12 protein-coding genes are annotated in these 12,390 nt (G+C 58.4%); all 12 read right to left on the bottom strand.

Annotated features, from left to right (window positions below):
• Window positions 1–14 precede the first annotated feature (14 nt).
• Complete coding sequence (locus ACXIZX_RS00240) at window positions 15–926, bottom strand: DUF6012 family protein (RefSeq protein ID WP_479403360.1); 912 nt, start codon at window positions 924–926, stop codon at window positions 15–17.
• A 73-nt stretch (window positions 927–999) separates the two neighbouring features.
• A complete protein-coding gene (locus ACXIZX_RS00235; protein ID WP_479403359.1) occupies window positions 1,000–1,533 on the bottom strand; it encodes a hypothetical protein in 534 nt (177 codons plus the stop codon).
• A gap of 4 nt (window positions 1,534–1,537) precedes the next feature.
• Complete coding sequence (gene traG / locus ACXIZX_RS00230; protein WP_479403358.1) at window positions 1,538–4,408, bottom strand: conjugal transfer mating-pair stabilization protein TraG; 2,871 nt, start codon at window positions 4,406–4,408, stop codon at window positions 1,538–1,540.
• Between the two features lie 3 nt (window positions 4,409–4,411).
• On the bottom strand, window positions 4,412–5,776 hold the full coding sequence (locus ACXIZX_RS00225; RefSeq protein ID WP_479403357.1) for a conjugal transfer protein TraH: 1,365 nt from the start codon (window positions 5,774–5,776) through the stop codon (window positions 4,412–4,414).
• Window positions 5,776–6,330 (bottom strand): type-F conjugative transfer system pilin assembly thiol-disulfide isomerase TrbB, encoded by a 555-nt coding sequence (trbB, locus tag ACXIZX_RS00220; protein WP_479403356.1) that lies wholly within the window; start codon window positions 6,328–6,330, stop codon window positions 5,776–5,778. The genes ACXIZX_RS00225 and trbB overlap by 1 nt, the downstream gene beginning before the upstream one ends.
• A gap of 2 nt (window positions 6,331–6,332) precedes the next feature.
• Window positions 6,333–7,106 (bottom strand): type-F conjugative transfer system pilin assembly protein TraF, encoded by a 774-nt coding sequence (gene traF / locus ACXIZX_RS00215; protein ID WP_479403355.1) that lies wholly within the window; start codon window positions 7,104–7,106, stop codon window positions 6,333–6,335.
• Window positions 7,103–8,962, bottom strand: a complete 1,860-nt coding sequence (locus tag ACXIZX_RS00210; RefSeq protein WP_479403354.1) for a conjugal transfer protein TraN — start codon at window positions 8,960–8,962, stop codon at window positions 7,103–7,105. The genes traF and ACXIZX_RS00210 overlap by 4 nt, the downstream gene beginning before the upstream one ends.
• A 49-nt stretch (window positions 8,963–9,011) precedes the next feature.
• Window positions 9,012–9,443, bottom strand: a complete 432-nt coding sequence (gene trbC, locus ACXIZX_RS00205; protein WP_479403353.1) for a type-F conjugative transfer system pilin assembly protein TrbC — start codon at window positions 9,441–9,443, stop codon at window positions 9,012–9,014.
• Window positions 9,444–9,454: 11 nt separating this feature from the next.
• The gene (gene traU, locus ACXIZX_RS00200; RefSeq protein ID WP_479403352.1) at window positions 9,455–10,468 is read right to left on the bottom strand and encodes a conjugal transfer pilus assembly protein TraU; all 1,014 of its coding nucleotides are present in this window, start codon (window positions 10,466–10,468) and stop codon (window positions 9,455–9,457) included.
• Window position 10,469: 1 nt separating this feature from the next.
• Entirely contained in the window at window positions 10,470–11,261 is a 792-nt protein-coding gene (locus ACXIZX_RS00195; RefSeq protein WP_479403351.1) for a DsbA family protein, read from the bottom strand.
• 11 nt (window positions 11,262–11,272) lie between these two features.
• Window positions 11,273–11,923, bottom strand: coding sequence for a type-F conjugative transfer system protein TraW (traW, locus tag ACXIZX_RS00190; protein ID WP_479403350.1), 651 nt, complete (start codon window positions 11,921–11,923; stop codon window positions 11,273–11,275).
• A 34-nt stretch (window positions 11,924–11,957) separates the two neighbouring features.
• Window positions 11,958–12,311 (bottom strand): TrbI F-type domain-containing protein, encoded by a 354-nt coding sequence (locus ACXIZX_RS00185; RefSeq protein WP_479403349.1) that lies wholly within the window; start codon window positions 12,309–12,311, stop codon window positions 11,958–11,960.
• Window positions 12,312–12,390: the final 79 nt, after the last annotated feature.

Raw genomic sequence — 12,390 nt, 5'->3', positions numbered from 1 at the left:
TGCGGCGGGCGGTCTCAGCTGACTGAAACCTGAAACAGCGGCTGGTTAATCTGATTGCGGACAAACTGACTGTCGGCGTCGCTCAGCGACCGGTAATGCGCAGAGTGGAGCTGAATGCTGTTCATCAGGTCGGTGGTATTGGTGAAGAACACCGGACACGCCTGCGTGACGTCCTGCAGCACGGGCTCAATGATGTGGGTAAACGCATCTGCCAGCCCCTCCTCTTTCAGGTCATTTTCGACCATCTCCGCATACTCACTCAGCGGGCATACCGTTACGCCAGGAGAGTCATACAATACGCGTAGCGTCCCGGCGTAGTCCCGAACCTTGCAGTCAAATGCGTCTTCCAGTGACGGTAAACGGCTGTTGCTGCCCACAGGTGATAACAGGCGCTCAGGCTCCACCGTGGCGGCCGTGTAGTATTCGGTCTGCTGCCGGATAATCCCGGCCGGATCGGCGCGACGCCAGATAGCGGGCTCGCGCACGGACGGCTTGTCTCCGGCATTCACGCTCAGGCGTGGCTGACAGGAGGCGGGGATCCAGTTTCTGGCCACCGCCGGAGTTTTATCCCTGAAAGGCGTATTAAACACACCGTTCCACAGGTGAATGGCGTCCGTAGCCGCATCGTCATCGCCAACAATATGCATGTGCACCCGATGCGTTGAGACATTTCCCTGCACCGCCCAGCGGGTAATAACTGTCAGGTCAGTCACAGCCTTATCGGTATTAAGCAGAATGCCATGAACAGCTTTACGTCCCTTTTTACGGCAGACATAGTGCAGGCGTTTATTTGGGGAAGGAAACCGGACAGTAATATCTCTTTCATTCTGCAGATGCAGACCCAGCTCAGGAATTTCGACGTCGATTAGGTCTACAGAGATATTGGAATAATTCAGAAAGAAAGACGGACATAGATGGATTAACATTATCACCCTCAAAATTCGATAAAAGCGCAGCCCCGCTTATTCACGGGGGGGCATTTATAAAGAACAAAAAGAATTAGTGGCCGAGATGATTTTTCACTGCAGATGCTGTCCCAAGCAAGCCTGACAACTGAAATCGCGATAGATCTATAGTTAATATAAAAAGACCAATGAGGGTTAGTGCAAAGTTTCCGAATACAAGAGCACCGATGTTGATTTCTGTGGAAATTGCCACCATTCCCAATACAACTATGACTACAAACCATGCAAAGCTGTAGGCCTTAAGCTTTGATACTAAAACTTTCGTTAATTTCAACCCCCTTACTTCAGGGATGTTTATCATACTAAATAAATTCACATATCCAGATGAGAAAGCAAATATAAACAGCCAATTTAAGAGCCCAAAAGCTAGAACACCTAAGCCAATTAAGATATCCCCACTCATGTCAGGAAGGAAAAATGAGAGGGCAGCAAAGATAATATATACCGATAAGTGGTACCTGAGACATTTTAAAGGATAAAAGAAGGATGGAACTATCCTTTTCGAGGATAAAATAGCCTCTGCCATTACTTTTGAATCAGACTTTATTTCATCATAACTAATATTCATCTAATCACCTTTTCCTATCATCTAGATCCCTCTCTGTTTCATTTAAGAAATCTTTATAGTCCTGAGAGTCTTTTAGATTGAAACCCCTTTGTTCTTGATGTTTATCTGCTGCTTCTTTATTACGCAGATATTCGTTTGAACTAACCGTATACTCCCCCATACGAGATGCTATAGCACTGTCAGTTTCACTCTTGCCTTTATCTAGATCTCCTTGCGCATCGCTTGCTCTATTCTTGACCATACCTTGCTGAGCTTCAACATCATATTTCACATCGTTGCGAATATCGTTTTTGACCACGCCTGCTTCAATACTTTGATTCGCGTGATTGTATGCCCCCCCAAACTGAGCCTCTGCTCTATTCGTCGGGGCCCCCATCCCTTCACCCGTGCTTCCTGCATTATGCGCATAATTGCCGTCAATGCGGCCTTGTAGTTTTTCAGCAAAGAAATCCTGAACAAGCCCGTCGCGCTGTTTCTGAACGCCTTCATCTGATGTATTGGTAAGGATGGTTTCGGCATTACCTGGCGAGCGCTGCATTGCCCACTGCACAAACTGCTGCGTGTAATTATCGCGAGCCCCCGCGCTGAGCGTTTCAGTCTCAGAAGCCATTTTCTGCATCTCATGCGTATGAGCCTGGCTGGCCGTGTACTGTGCATATTTGCTGTCAGAGGTAGTGATACCGGAAGAGATTTGGTTCATCAGACCGGACGCGTTATTATTTACATGCTGACCGTTATAAGAGGTGTTGTAGTTACGCAGTACATCCATTCCCTGACTGAAGTCCTGAGATTCACGAGCCGAAATCGTCTGCGAGTTATCATTACCGCTCTGACCACCCTCCGTCGTTTGTGATGTTGAACCTGAGCGCCCTGTCGCTTCTAAGCCACCATGTACATCAATTTTGCCCGAAACCCCTGTGGCATAGGATCCTACTTTCCCCCAGAGCGATTTATTGCTGTCAAAACTGGCCTGCCCGCGCGTACCACCATTAATTGCCAGATCACGCGATTTATTTTCAAGCTCCGAATAGGCTTCACTCAGGCTGATATTGTTTCGGTTCGCATAATCCTGCGCCACGCTCTGCATTTTGTTCACACGTTCAGCATCCGTCACGGTCATGCCTGTCTGAGAGGACAGCGTGGTCGAATCACTGTTTCCAAACTGCTCATGGAACTGCTTGAGCTGCGATCCGGTTTCCTGCACCGAATGATTGTAGCCCTGCGCCGCCATCTCGGTCTGAGCCATACTGTCGCGCACCGATCGCTGCGCAGCACTTGCCAGGTTGCGGTCCAGGTGAAGGTCAACCGGCAGGCGACTGGTTGCACCGGATGAGTCGTAAACCGTCTGCCCGTCCTGCGTCATCGTACGTGTGGCGCCGTTACCCAATTGCATGGTGGCCATCCCCTCGCGGTAGGCGCGATTCAGGTCCGTTTTGTGCCCGTTGATGTTGTCCAGCTGCACGTTACCCACGCTCAGGTTGCCTGACGCCACCGCAGCCGAATCAGATGCTGAGGCGCTGCTGAGCGCGCTGCCCAGGCTTGAGCTGAGGCTCGCGAAGCCCTGACCCAGTCCGGTAAAGAGGCGGAACGCCAGGAACGGGATGGAGAGCATCAGCCAGCCCGCAATACCTGCCGTGGTGGTGCTGGTTTCCATCAGGCGGTTCATGTTGGAAAGCGTCGGTCCCGTGGCGTGGAAACTGTTCTGCGTGCTGTAGTTCACCGCAAAGTTAAAGATGGCGAACATCACCGGCCAGAGCATCAGGCTGCCCATAAAGTTCAGGTAGCTTTTGATGACGGACCAGGCAATTTCCCGTACGTACAGGGCAAGCACCATCACCGGGAAGATACAGATGCAGAACAACAACAGCACTGTGTGCAGCTGCGGCAACACTTCCGTTGCGATGGTGTAGCTGACCGCGTGCGACAGGCGCAGCTTCATCAGCGACTGCTCGGACGCGATGTCCACCATTGAAGCAGTGTCGTTCATGCCCTTCACGTAGCTGTTCAGGCCGCGACGCAGGCCCGCCACGGCGATGTTCTGCATCATGATGCTCTGGGCCGATTTGCTGCTGCCGAGGAAGTAGTCGTAAGAACCTGCAAGCTGCTCGGCATAAACCGTCTGCGGGGCGTTGTTACCCGGCAGCATGCGAACCGCGTGGGCCATAAACGTTGTACCGGTGGTGTTACTCTCCGCCGTCAGCAGGGTTTTCAGACGCGGCGCCGCGTCGCGGCAGACCATGAATGTGGTGCCCGTGGCGTCCCGCCAGTACACCGCGCGCAACGGGCTCGGGTTGCTGAAAATCTGCGCCTGCACGTCTTCGGACTCCATCACGTCCTGCATGCTGTACTTGTTGTTCAGCATGATGTCCGGCACCACGCAGTTTTTCGCGTACTCCCCCATGTTGTAGGTCAGTACCGGGTTGCGACTGTCGATGGTAAAGCTGTCCTGCATCAGCTTGCTCGCGAACAGCATCCCGGTTTTGGTGTAGGACCGCTCATCCGGGAAGTGAAAGATGTCTTCATAGGTGGTCGTGAGCGTATAGCCCACACCGGTCGCCAGGTACAGCGGCATGGCGAGCCCCACCGGCACGTTATCCACCCGTCCGATGGTGTCCGGTGCGGTCAGGTCGTTAACCACCACCGTCACCTTAGGCGTCAGCAGCAGCGCGGTGACCAGCGTGAACGTTAACCCCCAGCCGAACATCGCGGTGAGGTTGTGCGTCCGCAGGTAGGTCATCACGCAGAAGGCGATGCCGATCATTTCCGCCACCCAGATCGTGCTGCGCCAGCCGCCGTTTTCCATCACCGTGGCCACCGCGTTCAGTCCCATGGTGATCATGCCGCCGGAGCTGACCACCCAGATATCAAGCGCCATACGTTATCCCCCAAACTGGTAGTTCGACAGCACGCTGTCGGAGACGGATGAAGAGAGCTGCTGGCGCGTTTCGGACAGGCTACGGTCATACTCGGCCAGCCCGTTCTGCTGCACCTGAATGCGCTGCACGCGCGCGCTCAGCTCGTTGCGCACCTGGCGCAGGTTCTCGCGGAAGTGTTTGTTCTCTTCTTCGGTATCCAGCGTCCCCGCCGCGCCGCTCGCGGCCACGTCAATCAGCCCGTTGATGTAGGACATCACCATGTCGGCCGCGATGTACTCCGCCAGGCTGCTGACCACGCTCTGATCCATGCCCACTGACGCCGAGTCGATGGTGTAGCGCAGGATGCGCACGCGGGTGCTGTTGATGAGCGCCTTCTCGTTCTCCGTCATCGCCGTGTCGCTGCGGGCCTTGTCAAAGATGTCGTTGAGCATGTCCCGCACCCGGCCGGTCATCCCCTCGTCCTCGCTGAGCGTCAGGTCCGCAATGGTCGGGGACAGGCAGGTGGTGTTGTCGTTGCAGCGGTAAATCTTCTCGGTCCCGCCGTTCAGCAGCGTGTTGAACATCGACTCGCTGCCGCCGCGCGGCTGCAGAAACGTCGGGTTGCCGTTGGCGTCATAAATCACCGTGCCCACCATCGACATGATGAACTCCTTGAGCGCCCGATCGTTGCTGAAGAACTGGTTGAGCTTCGTGAAGGTGTCCCATGTCAGGTTGCGGTTGCGCGGAATGCGCTTTTTCTCGTCGTCGGTCGCCTTGTTAAACACGCTGTTGGTTTCGCCACCGACGCCGCAGCCCTGACGCGACGCCGCCCAGTCAGAGAACACGTCGTGCTTGGTACCGAGGTCCTGACAAATCTGCGAGCTGGCCGCCTGCGTTTTGGGCCACAAACCACCGACGATGGACTGCGCCGCCTGGCAGGTCGAGATGTTCATGTTGTTGGTGTCGGCCGCGAGCTTCTGCAGGTAGTCCTTCACCGCCTTACACTGCGGGCAGATGGTTTCCAGCCCGAGGTCGAAGGCGTAGCCCGCCGCGTTGCTCAGTATCTGCTTGCCCATGATTTTAATGCTGTCGCTGTTGATGAAGCTGAACGAGCCAAGGTAGGCATCGATACCGCCGCAGCCTGACTTGATGTCCGGGAGCGTCACGGAAATCAGCTGGATGTTGCGCACCGGTGCGCGAATGAAGAGATTCCCCCCGGTCAGATAGCCCGCCGACTGCCCTTTCCAGGCGGCCCCCTGCGTATAATTTCCCCCGCCGCCGCCCATGTCGTTAAAGAACTTGTTGATGTCGTTCTGAACGTCAGCATTTGTGGCAGTGGAGAACAGCAGGCCGGCTACAAGGCCCGCACTTAGCAAGAACTTACTCATCACAGCACCCCCAGACGCACGGCCAGCGCAAACGACTCATCCAGACGCTGCTTCAGCGCCTCCTCGCTCATTTCTCCCTGCGACAGCGGGATAGTGACCAGCGACTGCGTGTTGATGATGAAGTCGGTGGGCGTTGCCTGCGGCAGCTCCGCAAAGAAGTCCTTCAGGATGCCGTCGTTCACCGGCATCACCGTCGGGAAGACCGCGTCGCCCTTGCCGTCAAAGCTGTAAACGAAAATACCGATGCCGGTCTGTTCTGAAACCGACTTCAGGGTCGGGTTGAAGCGGTGGCAGTACGGGCAGTCGGAGCGGACAAAGTGCACGATCTGCCAGTGCCCCACGTCCAGGCGGCGACCATCGCTCAGGTGGTACCATACTGGTCTGACGGGTGCGGGCTGCTCTGCTGGCGCGGGCGTTTCTTTTTGTGGCTGGGATTCGACTGGCGCATCCGCGCCCCCTTTCGCCTGCTCCAGGCGGGCAATGTCGTCAATCGTGCTGGCGCTGGCCATAACCGGCGCGAGCATCAGCAGCGCGGCAAAAAGTTTCGCAATCATGTTTAATCCTCGGGCTGGAAGTCGGTAACGATGTTGAGCATGCGGCGCGCCAGGTCATCCTGGGTGATGAAGCCGTACGCCAGCGGCTGGTACTGCTTCGTGCGCGGCTCCACCAGGTAGATGGCCGGGAAGTGGTCAATTTTCATTTTCTCTGCCTGACCGGCGTTCTGCCGGGTGTCCGGCAGGTCCGGGCTTGCGCGTCCGTCCACGGTCACGGGGATGACGGTGAGGCCGTATTGCTCGCTGAACTCCTTCACCACCCCGCCGAGCCGGTTGTCCAGCGGCTCGTTGCCGCGATAGAAGAAGAACACGCCGTAGCGCTGGTTCACGTAGCGGATGGCCGCCTGCTGCTTCTGGCGCTGCTCGGTGTACTGGATGTTCGCAGTGCCGTTGTAGAACGGGTGTTTCAGGCTGTAGTCGAGCTCCGGGTTGTCCAGCAGCACCTTTTCCCAGCGCGAGGCGAAGAGGCTCGCCTGATTCACCATCCAGTCCTGAACGACCTTATAGCGCCGGATATTCTCTGTGGAGGGGTGCAGCATCGCTTCGTTCATCAGGTTGTCGCGAAACGCCTGCAGCCGCTTCATCTTCTGCGTGGGCGATTCCTGTGGGGGTGCGGCAGGTTGCGCCGGCTGTTCCTCCTCTTCTTTTTTGACCGGCTCGTTGTACCAGTACCAGCCCACGGCCGGGTCGTAGTGGTAGCCGTCAGGCTGTTTGTCTTCCGCTGCGTACAGCGGCATCGCCGCCAGCAGCAGCGACAGGCAGAGGTGTTTTTTCACGGCTGGTCTCCTGACTTCAGGCTGTTCTGGATGTCCGACTGGATGCGATCCGTGAGCGCCCCTTCATCGGGCAGCTTCACGTTGCTGTTGAGGTCGTCGTAGAAATCGCTGAAGTCGATGTGATCAAACTTAATGCCCTGCAGTTCGGCAATTTTGATGCCCCGGCAGTCGGGGCTGCTGGCATCCCCAAAGCTGATGCCCAGCTGGTCGCGGCGGCCCTGCTCCTGCACGATGCGGGCAAGCTTGCTGTCAAACACGCAGTAGCCCTCTTTCTTCTGCAGGCAGACGCCGAGCACCTTGCGCGAGCAGTAAGAGCCAACCTTTACGACGAGCTTCTTCTCCTTGCCGGTGCCGATTTCTTTCTCTTCGGTGTTGCACTGCGCGAGGCCCGCGTCCTGACCCCAGCCGCCGCTTTTGCAGCAGTTGCTGAAGCCCGCCGCGCTCTGTCGGCAGGACATGCCCTTGCCGGTAAACGCGGTGACCTGATTCGGATCGATGCCTTCCACGTTCTCGCCGTAGGCGGCGAGCGCGGCCAGCTGCGATACGGCCTGCTCGAAGTTCTGGTTTTCACCCGCCTGCATGGCCGAACAGCTGCCGTCCGAGCAGTAGAACTCGGAGCCGCAGAGGTAGCCGGTGCTCTTTACGGTGTGCGCGCACTGATAAGTGAGCTTATTGAAGACGCAGAAGTTGCCAGTTTTCTGCGTGCAGGTGCGGGTGCCTTCGCTGCAGTTAGGGTCGTCGATGTACGTCTGGCAGGTGTTGGTGTCGTCTTCATACAGGTTCCACTGCGTGGTGTAGCCCCAGCAGTCGCTGTAAAGGCTGTAGGCCTGACCGCCAACGGTCACCGAGCGGGTTTCACCGGGCTCGCTGCACACCTCGCTCATTTTCACGGCGTCGCCCATGTCCGCCGGGCAGCTGCTGGTCCACTGAAGATCGGCTTTAACCGTGTCGCGCACGCCCTGCATCGGCAGGGTAATGCGGAAAATGTTGGTGCCCGCCACAATGGTGCGAACGAGACCGTCGCGCGCAGCAGAGTAATGCCCGTCGGTGTCATAGCGGATGAACAGGGAAACGATCTGGCCTTTCGTCACGTTCTGGGTGGGAATCGAAAACGTGCCGTTGCGGTTGGGTTTTCCTTTTACTGTGGTGCCTAGCGCCTGAATGGAGTACCAGAGGCGGTTAGCCGACTCACCGTGGTATGAAGGGTCGCGCGGAAACAGAAATTCCCACGTACCGCTGCTGATGGTGCCGTCCTCCGGTACCGTGAAGTCAAAGCGGATCCAGTAATTATCGAGCAGCACCGGCGAGGCGCTACCGGCATTGAGCACCAACTGGGTGCTGTAGGCCTCGCGCGACCCGGTGGTCACGATGGTCGCCTTGCGGGTACAGGACTGCGTCAGGCTGTTGGCCAGCTCGCAGGCGTGCGTGGTGTAGGTGGTCTTGTTCAGCTCCTGCGCCACGCACTGGCTGCCGTTCACGCCGGTAATGGCGTTCGCGTTTTCACGTATCTCGTCACTGTACTTCATCATGTCCGAGTCGTAGCTGAGCTTGTCCGCCGGGTTATTCACGTACGATTCGCGCGCCGTCTGCCCGAGGTCGGACTCCGAGAGCGCTTTCTGACCCTGCACGTCGATGTCGCTCGACGTCTGCGTCGGGTCGCTGTAAAGGTCGCGCTGCGGCGCGTCCGCGCTGTAGTTGTCGAAATAACTCTCCGGATCGGCGCTGGTCGTGCCGTTTGCGGATTTACCGGCGCTGATGCCTTCCTGGTTCGACGCATCCATGGATGCCGCCTGAACGCTTGCGGACAGGCAGGCCAGCAGCAGTCCCTGAAGCCAGGCGCGTGTGGGTGTGTTCATCTGGGTTTTCCGTAAGCGTGAAAGGTTGCCCGCCGCAGCGGGCAGATCGTCAGGGGTTGGCCCGGCAGTCGCCGCGCTGGCCGATCATGTCCAGCGCCTGACTCAGCGCGACGTTGCCGTACACGATGTCAAAGTGGTCGCCGCACTTCTTCACCAGCGCCGGAACCTGCTTCACGCCGTAGCGCGCAAAGCGCACCGGATCTATCTGCACGCCACGCACCTTGTAGGTGGTGATGAGGTTCAGCATGTACTTCGCCGTCTGATCCATGTTGTCGTTGATAAGCCCCCGGAAGTAGACGGGGATGTTTTTCGCCTCCGCCGCCTTCATCAGGATGGCCAGCTCCTTATCCGGCAGGGAGGACGACAGGAAGTACGCCGTCTCGTTTTCCGTACTGGTCACCTGCGTGCCGTCTTCCGCCAGCACCGGCAGGCTACCGGTCAGGCAGGCGCTGAGGAGCAGCGCCGCGTTCAGTCGTTTCATGTGTGCCTCGCTTACATCACGCAGTTGCGCTTTTTCCAGATGAGGTAGCCGTAGTTCTTTTTGCTGGTCGGCATCTCCTTGCCCGTCTGCCACAGCATGACGTTGCGCCCCAGCGGGTGGCAGGACGCCACGTCCGGGATGGTGTTCACCATCTGGTAGCGGTAGCGGCTTTTCGGCAGGATCACCGACGGATACTCGTAGCAGACCGCCACGTCGTACGGCACGGTGTCGAGGATGAGCCCCTCGCGGTGCAGCTTGAAGTCCATGCGCTCGGAGAGCAGCACCGAGCTGTTTAGGCCGCTCGACTCGTTGACGATGTTGCCGGTAAACGGGTACATCGAGCCGTGGGAGCCGGCGCACCAGAACAGCGCGTCAATCGGGCGGCTCACGCCGGAGGCCACCGCGTCGGCCGCGCAGGCCATCTGCGCAATCGGGTTAGCAAACAGCATTACCTCGGGGTTCAGGAACAGCGCCAGGTTGTCGTTCTGCCAGGTCGGGTCCAGCTCCGACAGGTAGCCGATGTCGTACTCGCCGCCCTGCAGGCACATCTCGGAGGTGATAATGCTGAGCCAGGAAATCAGCGGGTACTTGTACCAGTGAACGTGATAGAAGGTGCCCGGGTGCTCGTTCGCCGTTTTGGTGCCGACGCCCGTGCCGGTGTTCGGAATGTCGATGTTGAAGCCGCCCATGTTCACCATGCACCCCGGCGAGCGGGTTACGTCGGTCATCGCAAACGGTTCCCAGTAGCCCACTGCGACGCCGGTACGCTCGAAAATCGGCGGCGGTACCGGGCAAATCTGAATGGGTGACGCCGGGTTGTCGGTGTCGGGAAGCGTCCCTGCAGAGACCTGCACGCTTCCCACGCTCATCGGGAATATGCACTCCCAGCAGACGTCGGTGATGGGATTGACCCAGCGCCCCTCGCAGGTCAGGGACGTGTTACCGTTGCTGCCACCGGAGTCGGCGGCCCAGGCGGGCTGACAGAACCAGACCGCCAGCGCCAGTAAAGCCGTGCGCCAGACCATGTCAGCCCCCTTTCTGCAGGCCGACGCGCGCTTTTGCCACCGCCGCCTGCAGCGCCTCAAGGCTGGTTGCGCCCGGGATCACGCTCACGTTGTCAGCGGTCGCGCCTTTCACCGGCATAACGAAGAAGGCGGGCGTACCCTGAATGCCCAGGCGCTTCGCCAGCGCGTTGTTGGCTTCCAGCACCGCGCCCATCGCTTCCACTTCGGCTTTTGGCGTCGACGTCACGCCCGCTTTCACCGCCGCCTCGCGAATGTCCGCGTCCAGCAGTTTGCCCTCGTTGTGGCCGGTGGCGTACAGCGCGGCGTGATAACGGTGATACACCTCTGCACCGCCTGTTTTGTACAGGGACAGTCCAACTTTCGCCGCCTGAATAGAGGCAGGCCAGCGGCTGCCGAAGATCGGCCACTCCTTATAGATGAAGCGTACGTCAGGGTTGTGGCTGATGAACTGCTCCACGGTCGGGGCGACCTTGGCGCAGTAAATGCACTGGTAGTCGAAGAACTGAATGACCGCGACGTCGCCTTGTGGATGGAGTACTGGCGAGGTTGGGTCGTTCAGCAGCGTGTCCTGATTTTCCAGCGCCGCTCCTGCCGCTGACGCCATCTGCTTGTTCTGTGCCTGCGCCTGCAGCTTCTGGCTCATCTCGATCAGGATCTCCGGGTGCTCGCGCAGGTAGTCTGCCGCCACTTCCCCTATCTGCGTTTTCTGCGCGGCGCTGAACGGCGCTTCAGCGGCGAAGGCGTGACCTGTCAGGATCAGCGTCAGGATGGTGGTGAGTATGTGCTTTTTCATGTCGGGCTCCGTTAGCGGTCGGGAAGACCAAATTCAGTAATCAGGAAGCGTTTTTGTCCGGGCGCCTGCTTCACTTGTGCAGGCACCTGCGTGATGCCGAACTTTTTTGTGATGCTGCCGGTCTGGTCGAAGTAAACGCGGCTGCCGAGCGCAGTCGCACCGTCGCGCACGTTGCCGTTCACCAGGATGACGCGGGAGGACGTGGTGTGCGGCACCTGCTGCTTCATCCAGGCAATCTGGCGATCGTCGTCGGCGTCGATGAAGTAGAGGGTCTCGTCGAACACCGGAATAACGTCGAACGGGTTCACCCTGTCTCCCTTGTGCGCAAACACCACGCCATTCTGGTCGGCGATATCGCGCTGCACGGTGAATGACGGGTCAAACAGGCGGCTGCGCGTCTCGCGCGCGGTGGTGATGCCCTCCACCGGTGGCGGTCGCATCGCCTGGCCTTCCGCCTTTTTCTGCATCTCCTGCTCAATCTGCGCCTGCGATTTTCCGGCGAGATGCTGTTCCAGGTTCTTTTTCAGCACGGTAATGAGGTCGTGTTCGCGGATGTCCCAGGTATCACCAAAGGTGCCGATATCTGCGGCGCTGGCCTGCAGGCTCAGGGCGGCGAACAGCGCGCCGGCGGCAACGCGCGTCAGCGGGGTAATGTGTTTCATCGGGAAGCTCCCGGTTTAGGGTGATCGGGTGGAGTTATTTCGCTGAGCCGGCCTTCATCAGCTCGGCCAGTCGGGCCTGTATCTCCGGCGTCGCGTCAGGCAGGCCGGTTACTACGGCAGGGCTCACCAGAATGGCGGCGCCGTGTGAGGCCGCGTATTCCCCTGTTGCAGTGGTGACGCTCTGGTCAAAGCGCGTCAGCAGCGCGCGGCGCTGATCGTCATTCAGGTCCAGCTTTGCGCTCTGGCGGATCAGCGCGTTGGTCGTGCCCTTCATGTCGAAGGTGACCAGGGCAGGCGGCTTCAGCCAGACGAACCAGGCCGCCGCACACGCGCCCACGCTGAGCAAGATGGATGCTGCGACACAGGCCGCGCTCTGTTTTAAGTCCATTTGAGACTCCTTTGCAGGGAATAGATGGAGATGGGTGCCCGGTTAATCCAGGCAGTGCAACAGGAGGACAATGCCCACC

This window comes from Candidatus Pantoea symbiotica, assembly GCF_056491525.1.
This window is presented reverse-complemented; position numbering and strand designations above follow the sequence as displayed.